We start from the raw sequence: 20,942 nt of genomic DNA, 5'->3' as shown, positions 1-20,942 counted from the left end.
AGAATTTACCGATTTCTCATTTTTTTCTTCAACAAACGTTTAATCAAATGTGAAGAAAGGTTACATTCCATGTGAATATTATAAAGAAATCGCCGGGGAATTTATAGAATATTTAAAAATTTAGTGAATATTAACCAAATGAACTGGAATTTTTGTCATTTCTCATAACAAAAAGCCCAAAATATTTTGGGCTTTTGCTGTGTTTCACTATCAAATTAATCATCACTGAGTTTATCTTTCGTTTTGCCGACACCCTTTTGCAGGCTGCCTTTCGCTTTGTCTTTTTTACCTTCCGCTTTTAAGTCGGACTTGTTTGCCATGTCGCCTGCTTTGTCCTTTGCTTCCCCTTTCATTTTGTTCATGCCGCCTTTTACTTTGTCTTTTAAACCGTTATCTTCACTCATGATCTCTTCAGCTCCTTTTTTGTTCTGTGTACTTGTTTTCTTCCCTTTCAGCCCGAACACAAACATGTAAACTCTCAATTATTGATTTCACAACGTTCCCCGTAGCGGAGCACTTTGTAAACGGCCAATCCGTCTGACAGCTTATTATCCCCGTATTGCACCGGCAGAAGAGCAAAGAAAACATAATAAGTTGAAAAATAGACAAATTGGTAAAAAAATAAGTTTGGCTCGAGGACATCTTTTATGATCAGCAGATTTATTAAAAAGATAGAAGCGAGATTAAACAGACAGCCTCCGGAATAGACGAGCGCGCTCGTCAGGCGGTTATCTATCCGCAATTCGCCGAACTTGCAGAAAGAATCTATGAAGTAGATACGCCGAACCCGAATCGGCCCTACTTTTAAAAGACGTTTCCCCATTCCGATATCCAATGATGCCTTGCCTCCGAACAGCATGGCCATAAAGCTGTGTCCCGCCACATGGATGACAGACACCATCGGCAGAATGATGAGAAATGATACAAAAAACTTTATCATATCATTGAATCCGAACAACAAATCCCTCCTTCCCATCGTACTTTTTTCTCTCTTTTGCGATTTTTCCGTTTTTTTCTATGGTCAAACGTTATGATGTGCATAAAAAAATAACCATCTGCTAAGCAGATGGTTAAGAAAATTATATATCGTATAAACACTGTTCTTTTTGAATGTTTTCTCTCATGCGAATCGCTTTTTCATAAAAATACGCCGCTTCTTTATATTGCCCATGTCCGCTTGTGTAAACGGCGGCCTCCAAGGCGAAATCTTCAATATACACATACAGCGATTTTTCATTCATATAGTCAAACACTTCATGGATTAAATCCATATTGAGTGACTCCAAATAAAGCGCTTGTAAAAACTTATACTTCTCTAAACTGAATCGATCGCCCCGTTCTTTCGCGATCATGACCCCTCTTTCATAATAGGTAAGGGCCGCTTGGTCATCATGCAGCCTGAAAAGGGTGTGCGTTAAGCTGAACAGCGCCTTCGGAAGCTGTTCAAGCTGATGCTCTTCAAAAACGGGAACCGCTTTTCTAAAGTACCGGGCCGCTTCATCCAGATCGCGCTTTTCAGAATAACAATTCCCCAGATTGTAAAGCGAAGACCCGATCAGGCGGGGCTGTCCTTCAAGCAAAGAAAGGCGGAGGGCTTCGTCTAAATGCTCAAGCGCTTTGTCGTAGTTTTTGCAGTCGATGTAGTTTCCTGAGATGACGAAATGGCATTGAATTCTCCGCACTCTGTAGAAATCGTGTTTCATATACGTATCCAGCGCCTGAATCCCGTGATTCATGGAAAAATGAGTCTGCTTCATGACATAAAACACTTCAGACATCTTGAAATGGAATTCCGCCCTCTCTATATCATCCTCGACAAATGAAAGGAGTTTTTCCGCTTTCCGGTAAAAAGAAATAGCCGCAACATAGTTATTGTGATCGAATTCATACATCCCTCTGAACAAATGGAAATAATACTCAGACAGTCCCGATATGCTGTCCGTGCTTTCGATCGTCTTTTGCAGCTCGCTGTACTGAATCTGTGATTGTTCGGTGCATTCCGGCTTGACGTAATCAAGCATAATATGATGGCGGTAGCTGATCAGCTGATAATATAACAGCAGCAGCTGGTCTTCCTCCATACGTTGTATATCCTCATCAATTTCCTCTTTCAGCTTTATGGCATCAGCCGCTTGAAACGCTAAAATGTGCTTGTACCATTTGTTGATCTTAACTCCAACTTGAGATGACGGAATCTCGTATGCGGTCATGCCCCTTTCACAACCTTTTCTAATTTCTATTGGTTATATTTTAACATATTGTATGGCTTTGGAATTGCATAACTTGATTGTCCTGCATCAAAATTCCTATCATATATTTCGGCTGTCATCGGTATTTTTTGAACAGACCGCTCTCATATTGTGAATAAAAAAGCCTGCCCTTGTCCGGGCAAGCTTTTCTTCATCCGCCTATATAAGACATTTCCACTTTCTTTTTCCCATCCGTTTTAGAAAGCGCGCGGTCAATTGAATACTGATCCGTGCGATTTCTCCAGACAGAGGCGATGGATTCCGTCAATTCGTCATCGGTCAGACCGCCGCGCACGAGTTTCCGAACATCATAGCCGCTTGACGCAAACAGGCACGTAAACAGCTCGCCTCTCGCCGACAGGCGCGCTCTGTTGCAGGAGGCGCAGAATGCATCCGAGACGGAGGAAATCACGCCGATTTCGCCGGAACCGTCAAGATAGCGGAACCTGGAAGCGACCTCTCCTTTATAATTCGCTTCTATCGGCTCCGTCGGCATATGCTGATTGATCAGATCAATAATCTCGGCCTTCGTGATCACGTCTTTTTTATTCCATTGATTCGTATTGCCTACATCCATAAATTCAATAAACCGGAGAATATGACCCTTTTCTTTAAAATAGCGGGCCATCGGCAGGATATCTTTTTCATTGACGCCCTTTTGAACAACCATATTGATTTTCACACCGAGTCCGGCCGCTTTTGCCGCCTCAATGCCCTCAAGCACCTTGTTCACCGAAACCCCGCGGCCGTTAATGGCCTTAAACCGCTCATCCTCTAAAGAATCGAGGCTGACTGTCACGCGATGCAGCCCCGCCTGCTTCAGTTTTTCCGCATACACGGGAAGCAGAGAGCCGTTTGTCGTCATCGCGATATCTTTAAGTCCGGGGATGCGCGCAAGTTTTTTGATCAATTCAGGCATATCTTTTCTCATGAGCGGCTCTCCGCCCGTCAGCCTGATTTTTTCAACGCCGAAGCGGCCGACAAACAGCTTCGCAAGCCGCTCAAGCTCCTCGAAGGAGAGCAATTCCGTCTTTTGTAAAAATGGATAATCCGGTCCGAATAATTCGGCTGGCATACAGTACGTGCATCTGAAGTTGCAGCGGTCGGTTACAGAGATACGAAGATCCCTGAGCGGCCTTTCCCTTTTGTCTGTCACCCGGCGCGTTTCTGTATTCATAAGCCCAAGACCCCTTTCTATTGTTCAACCCGTTCAGGATGTGTGTATATGTTAAAAGATCCGTTTCTGACAAAACCTATCGCGGTTATGTTCAGCTCTTCCGCCATTTGCAGCGCGAGCTCCGTCGGCGCCGATTTTGAAATGACAATCGACACGCCGATTTTTGCGGCTTTTAATAAAACCTCCGAGGAAATCCGGCCGCTGAAGACGATCAGCTTGTCACGGACCGGCATTCCGTTTTTCAAACAGCAGCCGTACAGCTTATCCAGCGCGTTGTGGCGCCCGATGTCCGTCCTCATAAAGAGCAGCTTTTCCGTATCGCACAGCGCTGCATTATGGACGCCGCCCGTTTCCCGGAAGGTGCCGCTTCCGCTTTGCATCTCCTTCATCAGGCGAAGGCACGTCTCAGGAGTTATGGTGATACGGCTGACAGCGGTTTTGGCCGTTTTCGCATCCTGCTGAAAGTAAAAATGGCGGCCTTTCCCGCAGCATGAACCGATGACCCTCTTCGTATAGTCTTTTTGCTCAAGCACCCCGGGATTCGTCAGTTCAACATATGCAAATCCGAGACTTTCATCTATAGTAAAGCTTTTGATTTCTTTTTCAAAACGAATGACGCCTTCTGATGCGAGAAATCCGATGACGAGTTCCTCTAAATGGTCAGGCGTGCAGACGAGCGTAACAAATTCCTGTCCGTTCACCATGACGGTCAGCGGATACTCTGAAACCATCCGATCCGCCGTCTTTGTTAATACCCCTTTTTCATAGCGGTATATGTCCCTTACCGCTGTTGTTCTTTCATCCACTGTTTTCCCCTCCGCAGTATCCTTCTCTTTTATTCTTCCACAATCCCTGTATTTTGTCGAATTTGCGGTTTAAAAAAAGAGCCCTCTTAGGACTCTATGTTTCATTGCGATGATGTCTGCTCAGAATGGTGAATAAAATAACTGCGGCGATAATGGCCAATATACTGACGAATATGAAGGCGGCAAGCTTCAGAAAAATTCCCATCAGAACAAAAACGACTGCCGCCAGCACTAATATAATGCCTGCTCCTTTTAACAACAGCGTTCATCTCCTTTTATCCGTATCATTCCCGCGGTTCCGTTTTCTAAACAAAAAAGACGCCGCGCGGGCGTCCTTTTTTAACCTATTCTTTTGCTAAATCCTTTGCAGCGTCTTCCCAAGCCTGTTTGAACTCGTCCGCGCTGTCAGCTGAGACATATGTGCCGCCTCCCGCTTCCGCCGCTTTTTCAAGGCTTTCGCTTCCTTTCATGCCGAAGTTGAAGCCGATGATATTGACGATCGTGTTGACGTTCGCTTTACGGAGCTTTTGAATTTCGGCCTGAGGATTACCGCCGCATGTTTCTTCACCGTCTGTGATCAGATATACGACGTTTTTCCCCGTGGCGCCGGCCCGCTCAAATTCTTCACGCGTATCAGAGAGCGCTTTCGCAATCGGTGTCCAGCCGGTCGGTTTAATCTTGCTGAGTGATTGCTCAAATGGAGTCACGGCGTACGGCTGAAGGCCGTATAACGTTTCTGTCGCATTACATGATACGGCTTTGCCTGAGTTTTTATTATTGCCCTTATGCCCGAATACCCGAAGCATCAGATTCGTGTCTTCAGGAAGAACTTCCGCAAAAGAAGTGACAGACTCTTTCGCGACATCTATTTTACGCTCTCCCCCTGTTTTTTGTATCATGCTTCCGCTTGCGTCAAACAGCACGGCAACGTTTGTTTCTTCGTGCTTTTTCTCAGCTGCAAAAACAGGTGATCCGAGTGAAAGCGTCAAAAGTCCGACAATCCCCGCAGTGAACATTTTTTTCATTTCCTTCATTCCTCTCCGTTTGTTTTTGGCCGATGGGCCCCCGGCTCTTCTCTATGCTAGATGACGAGTATGCAAAAAGATATAGGGCGGGATTCCTTTTGTATAAGCGGCTGTACACCGTTAAAAATGAACAGAATTATGCGCATCATCCTAAAAAGATTGGATAAATGATGACAGATTTAATGCCTTTTTCGCCCTTTTTGTAATATAAGTCCGGAATCTGATTCTTTTTACAGTTTTCTCTTCATCTTTTCTTGAAATTTTTGTTAAATAAAAATAAAAAAAAGGGCCGATAAACGGCACCTTTTCTTATTCCGCTAATGAACTCGCTGCCATTGTAAAGATGCGGTTCATATCCTTTTGGCTGTGAGCTTCGTAATATTTTCCTCCGCCCGCTTTGGCAATCTCGTGAAGCTGGCCGTTGAAGCCTTCCTTAAAGTCAAAGCCGATCACGTTGACTTTAATATGCTGTTTGCGAAGTTCTTTCGCTGTCTTAACAGGATCTCCTCCGCATGTCTCCTCGCCGTCCGTCAACAGGAAAACGGATTTACTGCCAAGTTTGTGCAAACCGGTAAAGGAAGCCTTCGCATCCTCTAATGCTTTTGAAATCGGTGTCCAGCCCGTAGGCCCGATTCCGTTAAGAGAGTTAAGGAAGCTCTGTCTGTCAAACCTTTGGAATCCGTACACACCGCGAATGGATTCACAAGATTGAACCTTTCCGGAGTTTTTATTATTGCCTTCCGAACCGAAAACCGTCATTCTGACCTGTGATTTAGATTTAATTTGATCCGCAAAACGGACAATTTCTTCTTTTGCCATGTTGTATTTAGAAACACCGTCAATCCGTTTTGCCATACTGCCGCTCGCATCAAGTAAAATAGCGGTATTGTTTTTAAATGAAAGAGTCTTCTCGTTTGCATTCTCGGCAGCAAAAGCAGGAGATGCAGCAGTCAGCATCAATCCGAGCATGAGTATGAGTGAAAATGTTTTTTTCATTGCTTTTTCCCCTTTTCAATAGATTTACGTTCAACGCCGAACAATATTTATCGTAAATGAGATGAAAAGGGAAATAAATAGGACAGCGTTCCTCATTATTTTTGCGTATATTCACATAGAAGCGGCATTTTTATCAGTGATTTACACCCGGCGCTCAGCCTTCAATCGACATTTGTCAGCCTTTAGGCTTTCGTTATATGAGTCTGTTGGTTGCTTTACCGTTTATGGAATAGTTTTCAAAAAAATAGACGCTCATGAAAGCGTCTATTTTTTCGCCATATATTTGTTTAAAAATGAATCTGCTTCGGAGATATCCACACCCTGATAATAATGCTTGACGATGTCCGCCACGGATTTCCCCTGCTCCGCCATGTAATTGGCCCCGTACTGGCTCATCCCGACGCCGTGGCCGAATCCTTTTGTCGTAATGGTGATGCTGCCGCCGTTCCGTTTCCATTCAAAGTCGGCAGAACGGAGTCCGAGTTTTTCCCGAATGTCTCTTCCCTTCAGCTTTTTGCCGTTGATGACGGCCGTCGCCACTTGATGGCCCGGCGTTCTGGCTGTAATCTGTCCCACCGTGTTTTGTCCCGAGAGCTGTACGCCAAGTTTTTGCTGAAACTCCGGCACACTGAAGGTCTGGGTGGCGAGATATTTCGGCGATTGCTTATCCCACGGACTTTTCACGCTCTTTAAATAAGGAATGGCGCTTGTCCAATAGGCTTCCGCATTTTCCGTATACCCGTTGCTCGTAGAGAAGAAAGATGCCTCAATCGGCTTGTTGTCGTACGTTAAAATCTTTCCTTGCGTGCCGGCCACCGCGTTTGTGATTTTCTTGAGGTTGTGTGCGTACTTAGAACCCCATTCTTTTTTCAGCTGGCTTTTGCTTTGATAGACTTGGAACATTTGCGTATCATCCACCAGTGATCCTTTCGGCGCCTGAACGGCTGAGTCAGCGACCATCAGTCTGACGATGAATGTCCGGGCGGCGAGCGCCTGGGCTTTTAAGGCCTCCGGTTTAAAGTTTGCGGGCATTTCGGAAGCCACGACACCGACCACGTACTCTTCAAGCGGAATGTTCTCTACAGAATGATTGGATGTCCGATAAACCGGAATGGATACAGGTGATTCTTTCAATGTTTCTGCTCCTTTTGTTTCTCGTGTGGTGTGTGCTGTTTTGTGTCCGGGCTCTCTGTTTACGGCTGCTCCTTTTTCTGCCTGAAACGGAAGGACGAGAATGGTGGGGACAAGAAGAATAAGTATACACAGCCCGGATAGTAGAAATACAATCGGTTTCATATATCAGCTGCCTCCTGCTTGGGATTCGACTCTACTTCATCTTATGGGCAGGGACAAGCTAATATGACTTCCTTTTGGACAGAATCTTTATTCCATTTTTCACGCGAAAAACGTATTCTTTTTTGGAAATCAGAGCATAATAATGATGATAAACCATAAAAAAACAGTATGCCAGATTGACATACTGTTTTTACAGCCATTATGCGTTTAGGTCAGTTACGACTTCTTTGCTTTCTTGTTCAGCGGCCGTTTCATCAACGACACGCTCGATGTCAGCGCCGAGAGCCGCAAGTTTTTGATGGAAATTCACATAACCGCGATCCAAGTGCTTCAGTTCCGTGACACGTGTATGACCTTCAGCCACTAATCCCGCAAGAATCAGCGCCGCGCCCGCACGCAGGTCCGTAGCGGCAACTTCTGCGCCTTGCAGCTGTACAGGACCGTTAATGATCACAGAACGTCCTTCAATTTTAATGTCGCCATTCATCCGGCGGAATTCTTCAGCATGCATAAAACGGTTTTCAAACACAGTTTCAGTAATCATGCTTGTTCCGCTCGCACGGAGAAGCAGCGCCATCATTTGCGACTGCATATCAGTCGGGAATCCTGGGTGAGGCATCGTTTTAATGTCGATCGGCTTCAGCTGGGCAGGACCGATGACACGAAGGCCTTCTCCTTCATCCGTAATTTTGACTCCCATTTCTTCCATCTTCGCAATTAAAGACGTAAGATGCTCAGGAACCGCACCTTTGACTAATACATTTCCTTCCGTGATCGCCGCAGCCACCATGAAAGTACCCGCTTCAATACGGTCAGGAATGATGTTGTGTCTTACGCCGTGAAGCTTTTCGACACCTTCAATTTTAATGGTGCCTGTGCCGGCTCCGCGGATTTTTCCGCCCATCGCATTGATATAGTTCGCTAAGTCAACGATTTCAGGCTCTTTTGCCACGTTTTCAAGCGTTGTTGTTCCTTCAGCTAAAGCAGCTGCCATAATCAAGTTTTCTGTCGCACCCACACTTGGGAAATCTAAATAGATTTTTGCGCCCTGCAGACGGCCTTCCACTTCTGCTTCAATAAAGCCGTTGCCTACTTTGATTTTTGCACCCATTGCTTCAAAGCCTTTTAAATGCTGATCAATCGGTCTTGAGCCGATTGCGCAGCCGCCCGGAAGCGCTACTCTTGAATGACCCGTACGGGCTAACAGAGGGCCCATAACAAGCACTGACGCGCGCATTTTGCGCACATATTCAAAAGGTGCTTCTGTTTCTAAAGCGTAAGAAGCGTTTACGGTAACTTCATTATTCTCAAAATGCACATCTGCTCCTAAATGACGCAACACTTCATTAATTGTATATACATCGGAGAGCGTAGGTACATCACATATTACGCTTTTTTCTTCACTTGCTAATAAAGATGCAGCGATAACTGGTAAAACGGCATTTTTTGCTCCTTCAACTTTCACTGTGCCGTTTAACTTCTGACCGCCGCGGACGATGATTTTTTCCAAGGTATTCCCCTCCGCGTCCCTATATTCTCTATATTAATATTCAGTCGTCACGATTGGTGTGCCAACCGTAACGGTATGTTTTTCGCCCATTCCCGCACTTCTAAGCGCAACTTGCACATTCATCTTATGTTTCGATGTCATGATGTAATCTGTCCACTTATATGTAAATGCAGAAACAGAAACGAAATGAGGCTCAACTACATGTTCAACTGGACTTGCTTCAAATTCTTTCATGAGCTGTTCTGCTTTTTTTTGCAAAACAATACTCATATTATCATTTAAATGACCCTTTAGACAAGTAAAAATAAATACTTTATTTTGAAATATGTCATGTGCCTGCCGTTCAAACTGTTCATATGTATCATTCCAGTTTTTCGGTTGCTCCGGGCTCATTTGCTCATATAATAAATACGAAGTTGGGTTCTGGTTTTTGAGGGTAGTGACGAGCTGCAGTTTAAAAGTTGTGTGATTTTTTTTGTCAGAATACGTGCCGACGGCCTTTACGATTTTATCTTCCCGCGCGGATTCCCAATGATATTGCGGATACTGCGTCTTCAGTTCTTTTACCTTGTCATCAAATTCACTCAGTGACAGGTTCAGATTTTTTTTCGCATGAAGCGTCCATTCATCTACAGTGACCTGCTGCCGCTCCATTCCTTCGGCAATCTGGGCAAGCGGAGACAGCTCACTTGCATGAATGGAATGAAATACCGCTATTAAGGCGCTTAAAAAAACAAAAAACAAGATGATGCGGCCTGCTCTTTTTTTCTTCATATCGATTTCTCCCCCTTACTCCCATTTTTGCCGGAGCCGGGGAAAGCAATACATGGAAAACTTCGTCAAAACTCGCCAAGCGGGTGAAGAAAAATTGGTTTCTCACCCAGCGATTCCCTTCATTTCAACAGACGAAACATCTTAAAATAAGTATGGAAGCTGTTTCGAATAGGTAAGATAATCTAAAAAGAAGTCAGCGACTGCCGTACCGATCGCAATGGTAAGAAGAATGATCAGCAGCCTCGCCTGCACTATTTTTCCTTTTCGGATCAGCGGATCAAAGTTGACGGCCTGAAGCGCCCACCATGTCACCGCAATGCATACCAGGTGAACCAGGATGCTGATTGCGGCCTGCTGCCCCAATACATTCACAAATCCCATCTCCTTTCATTTTTTCCGCCCCTCATATCCTCTCTTATTATATAAGAAGAAGAGAGAAAGATGATCATTTTTACATCAGAATTTTTATCCAAAATTAGAGGCAATCCCCGCTTAAATGTCCGTTCTCCGGCATGATATACTTTTTTGGAAAGGAGATGGGAATATGAATCATTCCTTTTTTCATCCGGAAAAGCAGTATGGAGAAACTCTTCCCGTATTTGACCACGAGTGGGAAGCGATAGCATTCTACTATGATTATAGACAGTCTCAAACAGAGGAACTGAAAGAATTATGTCAGTTTTTCAACATTTCTCTTGATTATTCACGCGGCAGCCTGCTGGAAGTGGAAGCTCTTTACTTCCGCAGCATACAAGAGCTGCTTTTGGCGGATTGGAACCTGCCGATTGACGAATTTGAGAAAATGCTCAGCGTGTATGTCATCGATTGCGCCATCAGACACCATGACGATGCCGAATGGATCGTCAAACCTTATCCGTATACGGACGGCGCCTATACGACGGGTGTGCGGAGAGGAAACAAAACGTGGCACACCGACAACTGCTGCGAACATTTATATCTGCAAAAAGAAGAGGATCATCCGCTTATCGGCGTCTATGAATCTCTTATGCGTTAATATAGAAAAAGAATCCTTCTCAGACAGCCGAGAAGGATTCTTTTTTAGTTTCCTGCAACATCCAATCTGTTTACAGCCCGCTGTAGCGCAAGCTCAGCCCGACGAATGTCAGTATCATCTGATCGTTTGTTCAAACGGTCTTCCGCCCGCTTTTTCGCAGCAAGGGCGCGCTCTTTATCAATGCTTTCCGCTGTTTCAGCGGCTTGTGCAAGGATAGTGACCTGATCAGGACGGACTTCTAAAAATCCGCCGCTGACAGCCGCCAATTCGGTCTGCCCGTCTTTTTTAAGGCGGACAGCGCCGATTTTAAGCGGAGCCACGGTCGGAATATGGCCAGGCAAGATACCGAGATCACCGCTCTCGGCTCTTACACTTACCATTTCAATATCAGCATCATATACTGGGCCGTCGGGAGTAACGATATTGACTTTAACGGTCTTCATGCTTTTACCCTCCTAGGACCAGATTAAACTTCTACACCCATCTCTTTTGCATTCTCAATGACTTCTTCAATGCGTCCCACAAGACGGAATGCATCTTCCGGAAGATGGTCATATTTACCGGAAAGGATTTCTTTAAAGCCTCGTACCGTTTCTTTAACAGGCACGTAAGAACCCTTTTGTCCCGTAAACTGCTCAGCTACGTGGAAGTTTTGAGAAAGGAAGAACTGGATACGGCGTGCGCGGTGAACGACAAGCTTGTCTTCTTCACCTAATTCGTCCATACCGAGAATCGCAATAATATCCTGAAGTTCTTTGTAACGCTGAAGCGTTGACTGGACTTCACGCGCCACCGCATAATGCTCTTCTCCGACAATTTCCGGAGCAAGCGCGCGGGAAGTGGAAGCCAGCGGATCAACCGCAGGGTAGATACCCATTTCAGTTAATTTACGCTCAAGGTTAGTCGTTGCATCCAAGTGAGCGAACGTTGTCGCCGGAGCCGGGTCAGTGTAGTCATCGGCAGGCACGTAGATCGCCTGGATAGATGTAACTGAACCAACGTTTGTAGACGTAATACGCTCTTGAAGCTGACCCATTTCTGTCGCAAGCGTCGGCTGATAACCAACCGCAGAAGGCATACGGCCGAGAAGCGCGGAAACCTCTGAACCCGCTTGTGTGAAACGGAAAATGTTATCGATAAAGAACAGTACGTCCTGTCCTTGTTTATCACGGAAATGCTCAGCCATTGTAAGACCCGTCAGTGCTACACGCATACGTGCGCCCGGCGGCTCGTTCATTTGTCCGAAGACCATGGCTGTTTTCTTAATAACGCCTGAATCGCTCATTTCGTAGAAAAGGTCGTTCCCTTCACGAGTACGCTCTCCTACACCGGCGAATACGGAAATACCGCCGTGCTCTTGCGCGATGTTGTTGATTAATTCCTGGATTAATACGGTTTTACCTACGCCGGCGCCGCCGAACAATCCGATTTTACCGCCCTTGATGTAAGGAGCGAGCAGGTCAACAACCTTAATTCCCGTTTCAAGAATTTCAACCTCAGTTGAAAGCTCATCGAATGAAGGAGCTGATCTGTGGATCGGGTCCTTTTGAGCATCCGCAGGCAGCGGTTCATTTAAATCAATTTTATCTCCCAGTACGTTAAATACGCGTCCGAGAGTCACATCACCGACAGGAACGGAAATCGGCGCACCTGTATCAACAGCTTCCATTCCGCGCTGAATTCCGTCCGTAGATGCCATGGCAATTGTACGGACTGTATCATCGCCTAAATGAAGAGCAACCTCTAGCGTTAGGTCGATGCCTACTTCATTTTCGCCTGTAGCTGGCTGTGAAACTTTAATCGCATTATAAATCGCAGGCAAGTGGCCGTCCTCGAAACGTACGTCGACAACCGGTCCAAGCACCTGACTTACGCGTCCTTTCTTCATCGCTATCCCTCCTGACAAAATCTTTCTATTCTAAAGCGGCTGCACCGCCGACAATTTCGGTAATTTCTTGTGTAATCGCCGCTTGACGCGCGCGGTTATATGAAAGCGAAAGTGAATCAATGAGTTCTTTCGCATTATCCGTCGCATTTTTCATTGCTGTCATTCTCGCAGCGTGTTCACTTGCTTTACTGTCAAGAAGCGCGCCGTAAATTAAGCTTTCCGCATATTGAGGAAGCAGCACTTCGAGCACCTCTTCTTCATCCGGTTCGAACTCGTAAGAAGCCGTGCGCTTCCCGCCGCTCGTTCCGAAATCCGTTAAAGGCAGCACTTTTTTCTCCGTCACTTCCTGTGAAATCGCACTGACGAAATGGTTATACACCAAATGCAGTTCATCAAAAGCGCCGTCGATAAACATTTGAACCGTCTGACGGGTCAAATCTTTAATCTGAGCAAAAGTGACCTCGTCGCCAAGCCCCACTAACTCAGACAAAATCGGCATTTCCCGTTTTTTGAAGAAATCGCGGCCGACTCTGCCGATTGCAATCACCGTGTATTCATCTTTAGACTGATGGCGTTCTTGAATGGTGCGGTAAGCGTTTCGCAAAACCGAACTGTTAAACGCACCCGCAAGCCCGCGGTCAGACGTAATGACGAGATACGCCGTCTTTTTCACTTCTCTTGAGACAAGCATCGGGTGTTTCGCGTTTTTCGCGCCTTTTCCGACGTTAAACACAACCTCCTGGATCTTATCCATATACGGAGCAAATGACTTCGCGTTGGTTTCCGCACGGTTCAGCTTCGCAGCGGATACCATCTGCATGGCTTTTGTAATCTGGCTTGTTTTTTTCGTTGACGTGATCCTTGACTTAATATCGCGTAATGAGGCCAAAGATTTCACCACCTTTATTCTTCATTTGCGTAAAAAGAGAGAAAAAGAGAACCTTTTTCTCTCATCTTCTAAGGGTTAGTTGCTTGGTGCAAATGTGCGTTTGAAGCCTTCGATTGCAGCTTTGAAGTCTTCATCAGCAGGAAGGTTTCCTGTTTTCGCAATGCCGTCAAGCAGATCTTTATGGTTTTGATCAAGGTACATGTAGTACTCTTCTTCAAAACGTCTGATATCCGCAACCGGAATATCATCAAGATATCCTTTTGTCAGCGCATAAAGAATGGCTACCTGTTTTTCAACCGGAAGCGGTTTATTCAAGTCTTGCTTCAGCACTTCAACTGTACGCGCACCGCGGTTCAGTTTCGCCTGAGTCGCCTGGTCAAGATCAGATCCGAATTGGGCGAACGCTTCAAGTTCACGGTATGAAGCCAGGTCAAGACGCAATGTTCCAGCTACCTTTTTCATCGCTTTGATTTGGGCTGATCCGCCGACACGGGATACGGATAATCCGGCATTGATCGCAGGACGCACGCCTGAGAAGAATAGGTCGGATTGAAGGAAAATCTGTCCGTCAGTAATGGAAATGACGTTTGTCGGGATATAAGCGGAGATATCTCCTGCTTGTGTTTCGACGAACGGCAGCGCCGTAATTGATCCTGCGCCTTTAGCGTCACTCAGCTTGGCTGCGCGCTCAAGCAGACGGGAGTGAAGATAGAATACATCCCCAGGGAATGCTTCACGGCCCGGCGGACGGCGAAGAAGCAATGACAGCTCACGGTAAGCGGCCGCTTGTTTGGATAAATCATCATATACGACGAGAACGTGCTTGCCGTTGTACATGAATTCTTCACCCATTGTCACCCCTGCATACGGTGCAAGGTACAGAAGCGGAGCCGGCTGTGAAGCGGACGCCGTCACGACAATCGTGTAATCAAGCGCGCCGTGCTTACGAAGTGTTTCCACCACGCCGCGTACTGTAGATTCTTTTTGACCGATCGCTACGTACACACAGATCATGTCTTGATCTTTTTGGTTTAAGATTGTATCAATCGCAACAGATGTTTTACCTGTCTGACGGTCACCGATAATCAGCTCACGCTGTCCGCGGCCGATCGGAATTAACGCGTCAATCGCTTTGATACCCGTTTGCAGCGGCTCATGTACCGATTTACGGTCCATTACGCCTGGAGCCTGGCTTTCGATCGGACGTGTTTTGCTTGTCAGAATCGGACCCAGTCCGTCTACCGGCTGTCCGAGCGGGTTGACGATACGTCCGATTAATTCTTCACCTACAGGAACTTCCATGATGCGGCCCGTTCTTTTGACCTCATCACCTTCACGGATATCTCTGTAAGGTCCTAAGATAACGATACCTACGTTGGATTCTTCAAGGTTTTGAGCCATACCCAAAACGCCGTTTGAAAACTCAACAAGTTCACCGGCCATACAATTGTCAAGGCCGTGCACACGCGCAATACCGTCTCCGACTTGGATGACTGTACCTACGTCATGAACTTCAATTTCAGATTGGTAATTTTGAATTTGCTGCTTTATCAGCGTGCTAATCTCTTCAGCTTTGATGCTCACTTAGGTTTCACCCCTTCTATCGATTTCCTCCGGCAAGTTGACGTTCCATGCGCTCAAGCTTTCCGCTCACGCTTCCGTCATATATCCGGTTTCCAATGCGGACTTTAATGCCGCCTATTAAATCCGTCTGCACTTCATTTCTGATTCTGAGCGAAGCGATTCCGGCTTTTTTTGCAAACACTTGAGACAATGATAACATTTCCGCTTCTGACAGCGGTTTTACTGAATAAACAACCGCGTCCTCTGTCTGACGGGCCTGATTGGCAAGTTTGATAAACTCGTCTGTGAGATCAGGCACAATCGAAGACCGGCGGCGGTCAATCAGAAGAAAAATCGTATGCAGCACAGACTCAGACAGTGCGCCGAACGATTGCTGAATCAGCTCTTTTTTCTTAGCGGCCGATACCTTCGGATGGCTTAACACTTCCTGTAATCCGGCTTCGTTCCGGAACACTTCTTTTAGTACGGTAAGCTCTTCTTCGATTTCATTGATTTGAGAAGTCTCAACGGCAATGTCGAAAAGCGCTGACGCGTATCGTTTAGAGACAGCAGATCCACTCATCGGCTTTCTCCTACCTCTTTAAGATAGTCCTGAATCAGTTGTTCCTGGGCTTGTTCATCAAGCTCTTTTTCAATCACTTTCGATGCGATTAAGACAGAAAGTGATGCGACTTGCTCGCGAAGTGCGGAAACCGCTTGTTCTTTTTCTTTAACAATTTCGGTTCTCGCCGCTTCTTTCAATCTTTCAGACTCGGCGCGTGCAGCCTGGATAATGTCTTCCTTCTGCTTTTCACCCAGTTTTTTCGCATTTTCAATGAGTGATTGTGATTCCTGTTTCGCTTCTTTTAAAAGAACGCGCTGCTCTTCAATCAGCTTCTGCGCTTCTTTATTTCTTTCTTCAGCGGACGTAATTTCGCCGGCGATATGATCTTCACGCTGTTTCATTATATTTAATAGCGGTCCAAGAGCGAATTTCTTGAGAAGCGCTAATAAAACTAACATAGCTAACAATTGGAATAGGATATCTCCGCCGTTAAACGACAGTCCTAATTCAAGAGGTAATTGAGACATCTACTACGGCAACTCCCTTCTGCAGGTTTTCTCTGCTGATAAAAAGCCGTTTCGGGACGGCCTGCTTATCAGACATAAAGCAATGGCGAAGGTTCTCTTAGAGTGATCTTCGCCATTTTTAGTTCATATAAGGCTTTTTTGCTTAGCCAAAGAACGCTAAGAACGCGATAACGACAGCGATAATCGGAAGGGCCTCAACCAATGCGATACCCATGAACATAAGAGTTCTAAGTTCTTTTCCTGCTTCCGGCTGACGGGCAATTCCCTCTACCGTACGTGAAACGATCAGACCGTTACCAATACCTGCACCAAGTGCACCTAAACCGATTGCAATTGCAGCTGCTATTAAATTCATGAAAAAGTTCCTCCTTTAAAATGTTATCCGAATGGATATATGATTTTAATGATCATGACTGATTTTGTGTGACATGTACACCATCGTCAGCATCGTAAAGATAAATGCCTGGATGGTACCGATGAACAAGCTGAACGCCTGCCATGCAAGCATCGGAAGAATGGCTCCGACTGTGCCGACCAAACCGAGAAAGAAGCTGTTTGAGTAGAAATTCGTCGCCAGATTCGCAAGCAGGCCAAGAAGAATTTCCCCGGCGAAAATGTTACCGTAAAGACGAAGTCCGAGTGTCAGCGTATTCGCAAACTCCTCAATGATCTTCATCGGGAACATAAGCGGAACCGGTCTGAGGTAATCCTTAGAGTATTCCTTCAAACCTTTCATCTTCACGCCGTAATAGTGCGTTAACGACACAACCATAACGGCTAGAGTCAGAGTAATAGCCGGATCGGCCGTCGGTGATTTCCACCAAAGCTCGTGTCCGACCGTTACAGAAAACGGCAGCCCCAGCATATTTGATACAAATATGTACATCAGCAAGGTTACACCAAGCGCCAAGAAGTTAGCCCCTGTTTTTAAATCCATTGTACTGCCTATAATATTGCGGACAAAATCAACAATCCATTCCATGAAGTTCTGGGCTTTTCCTGGACGGATGGACAGCGTTCTCGTAGTGAGAATCGCAATCAGCAGCACAATCACACTTGCCACAGTAATCATCAGAATGTTTGTCAGATTAAAAGTAAGACCAAACAAATCCATAGTTCTGTAATCGTGATTCAATGGGTTTTCACCTCTCTTCCATTGATGAACGTTTGAGCTGAATAATGGAATCTATCATAATGACGGGATAAATTGTCATTAATCCAATAATCACACTTGCCACACTGACTTTATCGGGATATTTAAAGGCGACAGCCATCGCAAGTATCGCATTGCACCAACGCGCTGCGCTCCCGAGTGATCGTATGGACTTTCCTTTCGCCACGGCCTTGTCAAAAGCATTCATTCTTCTGGTCAAGAGCCACAAATTAAACAAACTGAAAACAGTTCCCAAAAAGAGGCCTAGAAAAACAGTTTTATACGCCGTAAGACCATATCCCAGCAAATAGATTGCTAAGATCACAAATACATATCTCCGTTGTCTGCTGAATGTAAGATTGGGATCGTCCATCAACTATCTGTCTCCTGATGAAAATGTAATATAATTCCTGGATACGGCAAAACATGCGGTTAACCCTTTGCAGAAGGCCTTTTTTTGTCCCGCAAAACGGCCTGTTCGAAAAAACCACTCATCCTCCTGATGCCACGGGATGCTGTTTCATTCGCTTAGATAAATCCTCATATAACGGGTTTTTTGGAGGATTTAAAATGAGGATGGATACTAGAAATGAAAGGAATGAAAACCTTCTCATAATACCCTCGTTTAGCATACAATAGCCCCTAACATGTGTCAATCTGTTTAAAGTTAAAAAACTTTTTATACCGAAAGCATACACAGAATGTTCACAAATTCACCTATAAATGTATGAAGTCTGCCCATTCAGCAAATATCTGGATAAAAAAAGAAAACCCCCTGAATGAGGTTTTCCGATTTATTTGGTTCCGTACAGTCTGTCACCCGCGTCACCGAGGCCCGGAACGATATAGCCTTTTTCATTCAGTTTTTCATCAAGGGCGGCGATATAAATATCAACGTCAGAGTGATGTTTCTGCAGCTCTTCCACGCCTTCCGGAGCCGCTACAAGACACATAAAACGAATGTTTCTCGCGCCGCGCTTTTTCAGGCTGTTTATCGCTTCCACCGCAGAACCTCCCGTAGCAAGCATCGGATCCACGACAATAAATTCGCGTTCTTCTACATCAGAAGGAAGCTTGACATAGTATTCCACCGGTTTTAAGGTTTCCGGATCACGGTATAATCCGACATGTCCCACTTTAGCGGCCGGGATTAATTTCAGCATGCCGTCAACCATTCCGAGACCCGCTCTCAGGATCGGCACGATACCGAGTTTCTTCCCTGAAATCACTTTGGATGTCGCTGTTTGAACAGGTGTTTTCACTTCCACTTCTTTAAGAGGAAGATCACGTGTAATTTCAAACGCCATCAGTGACGCGACTTCGTCCACAAGGTCTCTGAAATCCTTTGTGCCTGTATTTTCATTCCGAATATATGTCAGCTTATGCTGGATTAAAGGATGATCAAATACGTAAACCTTTCCCATACTGTGTTCAGCTCCTTTTTTGTTGTCCGAGTGACTTTTTCACACTTCTATTGATTCTACAGAAAAAGACAAACAGTTTCAAGAAAATCATAAAAAAACCCGCCGGATTAAGGTTCCGGCGGGTTTCTTCCTTATTAATAGTCCAGTTCTTTATATAAAGGAAACTTTTCAGTCAAGGCAGATACGCGCTGTCTCGCTTCTTCAAGTTTTGCTTCGTCTTCATGATTTTTCAGTGCGAGGCCGATGATGGCGCCGACTTCTTCAAGCGCGTCACCGTCAAAGCCGCGGCTTGTCACAGCTGCCGTACCAAGACGGATTCCGCTTGTGACGAACGGTTTTTCCGGATCGTAAGGGATCGCGTTTTTATTAGATGTAATGCCGATTTCATCAAGAACGTGTTCAGCGACTTTTCCGGTCAGACCGAGAGAACGGAGGTCAACAAGCACAAGGTGGTTATCCGTTCCGCCTGATACGAGCTGAATGCCCTCTTTGTTCAGAGACTCAGCCAGGCGCTTCGCGTTCGAGATGACGTTTTGCGCATATGTTTTGAAATCATCTTCAAGCACTTCTCCGAAAGAAACGGCTTTGGCCGCGATGACATGCATAAGCGGTCCGCCTTGGATTCCCGGGAAAATGGATTTATCAATCTTTTTGCCGAACTCTTCACGGCAAAGGATCATTCCTCCGCGGGGGCCGCGAAGTGTTTTGTGAGTCGTTGTCGTTACAAAGTCAGCGTAAGGAACCGGATTCGGATGAAGACCGGCTGCGACAAGACCCGCGATATGCGCCATGTCTACCATGAAGTAAGCGCCGACTTCATCAGCGATTTCGCGGAATTTTTTAAAGTCGATCGTGCGGGGGTACGCGCTCGCTCCGGCAACGATGAGTTTCGGCTTATGCGCCAGCGCTTTTTCACGCACATCTTCATAATCTATATATTGCGTGTCTTTATCGACACCGTATTCTACAAAGTTGTATTGAACGCCGCTGAAATTAACCGGGCTTCCGTGTGTTAAGTGGCCGCCGTGGGAGAGGTTCATCCCGAGCACCGTGTCGCCGTGCTCTAAAATCGTGAAGTAAACAGCCATGTTCGCTTGAGCGCCTGAGTGCGGCTGAACGTTTACATGCTCAGCTCCGAAAATCTCTTTCGCGCGGTCGCGGGCGATGTCCTCGACGACATCAACATGCTCACAGCCGCCGTAGTAGCGTTTGCCGGGGTAGCCTTCAGCATATTTGTTTGTTAAAACAGAGCCTTGTGCTTCCATTACCGCTTCCGTCACGAAGTTTTCAGAAGCAATTAATTCGATCTTAGTCTGTTGACGCTTACGCTCATCTTTGATGGCGTTAAACACTTGTTTGTCTTGTACAGGTAAATGTTTCATCAGCGAGATCCTCTCCTATCCGTTTCCTGTTCTTTATTTTTACCACCCTTATTGTACATGGTTTTTCAGGTGAATGTAACAGCTTATTTAAAAAAATCACAAAATTTAATTAGAAAACACGAACATTATACAGGAAAAGTATTTTCATCATTCGCATTCATAAACAGCGCGAATTCCGCCTATCAGCTTCGGTCTTGTCCGGGCCATCGTCACATGTGCTTCTCCAAGCTCACGGCTTGATATCCGGACAGGGACGGCAACGGGTTTCAGATGCATGCCGATGAACGTATCACCGATGTCAATCCCGGCGTCAGCCTGAATCGATTCGGCGAGCACGGGAGAACGCATCTGCCGGTATGCATAAGAGGCCATCGCTCCGCCCGCTTTCGGGACGGGGACGGCTGAAACAATGGGGAGCCTGAACCGCTCGGCCGTTTCCGCTTCAATGACAAGCGCCCTGTTTAAATGCTCGCAGCATTGAAAAGCAAGATGCACACCCGTTTTTTCCTTAAACCGGTTAAGTCCGCCGTATATCAATTCAGCCCAATCCCCGCTTCCGGCGGTGCCGATCCGGCTTCCGGCGGCTTCACTTGTACTGCACCCGATCACCAGCAGACTGCCGTCCGTCAGTCCTGCCTGTTCTTGAAACTCAGTCAGCATGTCCGTCCATTTTTGCTTCATCTCTTCCATTGTCCAGCACCTC

The 20,942-nt window shown here is 45.9% G+C and carries 25 protein-coding genes; 1 reads left to right on the top strand and 24 read right to left on the bottom strand.

Annotated features, from left to right (window positions below):
- Nucleotides 1-215: 215 nt before the first annotated feature.
- From OTK50_RS14990 to OTK50_RS14935, 12 genes are all read right to left on the bottom strand, one after another.
- On the bottom strand, nt 216-404 hold the full coding sequence (locus tag OTK50_RS14990) for a CsbD family protein (RefSeq protein WP_003151197.1): 189 nt from the start codon (nt 402-404) through the stop codon (nt 216-218).
- A 74-nt stretch (nt 405-478) separates the two neighbouring features.
- Nucleotides 479-958: a hypothetical protein gene (locus tag OTK50_RS14985; protein WP_021494817.1), complete on the bottom strand. Its 480-nt coding sequence runs from the start codon at nt 956-958 to the stop codon at nt 479-481.
- 121 nt (nt 959-1,079) lie between these two features.
- Nucleotides 1,080-2,210, bottom strand: a complete 1,131-nt coding sequence (locus OTK50_RS14980; protein ID WP_007614349.1) for a tetratricopeptide repeat protein — start codon at nt 2,208-2,210, stop codon at nt 1,080-1,082.
- A gap of 190 nt (nt 2,211-2,400) precedes the next feature.
- Nucleotides 2,401-3,426: a GTP 3',8-cyclase MoaA gene (moaA, locus tag OTK50_RS14975; RefSeq protein ID WP_012118655.1), complete on the bottom strand. Its 1,026-nt coding sequence runs from the start codon at nt 3,424-3,426 to the stop codon at nt 2,401-2,403.
- A gap of 17 nt (nt 3,427-3,443) precedes the next feature.
- Nucleotides 3,444-4,232 (bottom strand): formate dehydrogenase accessory sulfurtransferase FdhD, encoded by a 789-nt coding sequence (gene fdhD, locus OTK50_RS14970; protein WP_266121914.1) that lies wholly within the window; start codon nt 4,230-4,232, stop codon nt 3,444-3,446.
- 94 nt (nt 4,233-4,326) lie between these two features.
- Complete coding sequence (locus OTK50_RS14965; RefSeq protein ID WP_007407587.1) at nt 4,327-4,491, bottom strand: hypothetical protein; 165 nt, start codon at nt 4,489-4,491, stop codon at nt 4,327-4,329.
- 85 nt (nt 4,492-4,576) lie between these two features.
- Complete coding sequence (locus OTK50_RS14960) at nt 4,577-5,257, bottom strand: VWA domain-containing protein (RefSeq protein ID WP_012118657.1); 681 nt, start codon at nt 5,255-5,257, stop codon at nt 4,577-4,579.
- Nucleotides 5,258-5,566: 309 nt separating this feature from the next.
- Nucleotides 5,567-6,253 (bottom strand): VWA domain-containing protein, encoded by a 687-nt coding sequence (locus OTK50_RS14955; protein ID WP_088461788.1) that lies wholly within the window; start codon nt 6,251-6,253, stop codon nt 5,567-5,569.
- Between the two features lie 264 nt (nt 6,254-6,517).
- Nucleotides 6,518-7,549, bottom strand: coding sequence for a stage II sporulation protein D (spoIID, locus tag OTK50_RS14950; RefSeq protein WP_007614360.1), 1,032 nt, complete (start codon nt 7,547-7,549; stop codon nt 6,518-6,520).
- Between the two features lie 199 nt (nt 7,550-7,748).
- The gene (murA, locus tag OTK50_RS14945; RefSeq protein ID WP_007614362.1) at nt 7,749-9,059 is read right to left on the bottom strand and encodes a UDP-N-acetylglucosamine 1-carboxyvinyltransferase; all 1,311 of its coding nucleotides are present in this window, start codon (nt 9,057-9,059) and stop codon (nt 7,749-7,751) included.
- Between the two features lie 33 nt (nt 9,060-9,092).
- Nucleotides 9,093-9,833, bottom strand: a complete 741-nt coding sequence (locus OTK50_RS14940) for a YwmB family TATA-box binding protein (RefSeq protein ID WP_032875952.1) — start codon at nt 9,831-9,833, stop codon at nt 9,093-9,095.
- 141 nt (nt 9,834-9,974) lie between these two features.
- Nucleotides 9,975-10,205: a DUF1146 family protein gene (locus tag OTK50_RS14935; RefSeq protein WP_007614366.1), complete on the bottom strand. Its 231-nt coding sequence runs from the start codon at nt 10,203-10,205 to the stop codon at nt 9,975-9,977.
- Between the two features lie 172 nt (nt 10,206-10,377).
- On the opposite strand from OTK50_RS14935, the gene OTK50_RS14930 reads away from it, so the two are divergent.
- Entirely contained in the window at nt 10,378-10,848 is a 471-nt protein-coding gene (locus OTK50_RS14930; RefSeq protein ID WP_044802918.1) for a hypothetical protein, read from the top strand.
- A 44-nt stretch (nt 10,849-10,892) separates the two neighbouring features.
- Here OTK50_RS14930 and OTK50_RS14925 read toward each other — a convergent pair whose 3' ends face one another.
- The 12 genes from OTK50_RS14925 to OTK50_RS14870 form a co-directional block, all read right to left on the bottom strand.
- Nucleotides 10,893-11,291 carry a F0F1 ATP synthase subunit epsilon gene (locus OTK50_RS14925; protein WP_003151176.1) on the bottom strand — a complete coding sequence of 133 codons (399 nt, stop codon included), beginning with the start codon at nt 11,289-11,291 and terminating at the stop codon, nt 10,893-10,895.
- A gap of 23 nt (nt 11,292-11,314) precedes the next feature.
- Complete coding sequence (gene atpD / locus OTK50_RS14920) at nt 11,315-12,736, bottom strand: F0F1 ATP synthase subunit beta (protein ID WP_003151173.1); 1,422 nt, start codon at nt 12,734-12,736, stop codon at nt 11,315-11,317.
- Between the two features lie 25 nt (nt 12,737-12,761).
- The gene (gene atpG, locus OTK50_RS14915; RefSeq protein ID WP_003151172.1) at nt 12,762-13,625 is read right to left on the bottom strand and encodes an ATP synthase F1 subunit gamma; all 864 of its coding nucleotides are present in this window, start codon (nt 13,623-13,625) and stop codon (nt 12,762-12,764) included.
- A 75-nt stretch (nt 13,626-13,700) separates the two neighbouring features.
- Nucleotides 13,701-15,209, bottom strand: a complete 1,509-nt coding sequence (gene atpA / locus OTK50_RS14910) for a F0F1 ATP synthase subunit alpha (protein WP_003151170.1) — start codon at nt 15,207-15,209, stop codon at nt 13,701-13,703.
- Nucleotides 15,210-15,225: 16 nt separating this feature from the next.
- A complete protein-coding gene (locus OTK50_RS14905) occupies nt 15,226-15,771 on the bottom strand; it encodes a F0F1 ATP synthase subunit delta (RefSeq protein WP_003151169.1) in 546 nt (181 codons plus the stop codon).
- A complete protein-coding gene (atpF, locus tag OTK50_RS14900) occupies nt 15,768-16,280 on the bottom strand; it encodes a F0F1 ATP synthase subunit B (RefSeq protein WP_003151168.1) in 513 nt (170 codons plus the stop codon). Before atpF ends, OTK50_RS14905 begins: the two co-directional genes overlap by 4 nt.
- 142 nt (nt 16,281-16,422) lie before the next feature.
- A complete protein-coding gene (atpE, locus tag OTK50_RS14895; RefSeq protein WP_003151167.1) occupies nt 16,423-16,635 on the bottom strand; it encodes a F0F1 ATP synthase subunit C in 213 nt (70 codons plus the stop codon).
- A gap of 45 nt (nt 16,636-16,680) precedes the next feature.
- On the bottom strand, nt 16,681-17,415 hold the full coding sequence (gene atpB, locus OTK50_RS14890) for a F0F1 ATP synthase subunit A (RefSeq protein ID WP_029325729.1): 735 nt from the start codon (nt 17,413-17,415) through the stop codon (nt 16,681-16,683).
- Nucleotides 17,416-17,422: 7 nt separating this feature from the next.
- Complete coding sequence (atpI, locus tag OTK50_RS14885; protein ID WP_003151155.1) at nt 17,423-17,806, bottom strand: ATP synthase subunit I; 384 nt, start codon at nt 17,804-17,806, stop codon at nt 17,423-17,425.
- A gap of 421 nt (nt 17,807-18,227) precedes the next feature.
- Nucleotides 18,228-18,857 (bottom strand): uracil phosphoribosyltransferase, encoded by a 630-nt coding sequence (upp, locus tag OTK50_RS14880; protein ID WP_003151154.1) that lies wholly within the window; start codon nt 18,855-18,857, stop codon nt 18,228-18,230.
- A gap of 134 nt (nt 18,858-18,991) precedes the next feature.
- Nucleotides 18,992-20,239: a serine hydroxymethyltransferase gene (glyA, locus tag OTK50_RS14875; RefSeq protein ID WP_007614376.1), complete on the bottom strand. Its 1,248-nt coding sequence runs from the start codon at nt 20,237-20,239 to the stop codon at nt 18,992-18,994.
- A gap of 147 nt (nt 20,240-20,386) precedes the next feature.
- Nucleotides 20,387-20,929 carry a TIGR01440 family protein gene (locus OTK50_RS14870; protein WP_007407598.1) on the bottom strand — a complete coding sequence of 181 codons (543 nt, stop codon included), beginning with the start codon at nt 20,927-20,929 and terminating at the stop codon, nt 20,387-20,389.
- Between the last annotated feature and the right edge of the window lie 13 nt (nt 20,930-20,942).

This window comes from Bacillus sp. NEAU-CP5, assembly GCF_026420705.1.
Taxonomy (GTDB): Bacteria; Bacillota; Bacilli; order Bacillales; family Bacillaceae; genus Bacillus; species Bacillus velezensis.
The sequence above is the reverse complement of the archived record's forward strand: the minus strand, read 5'-3'. Positions and strand labels throughout refer to the sequence as shown.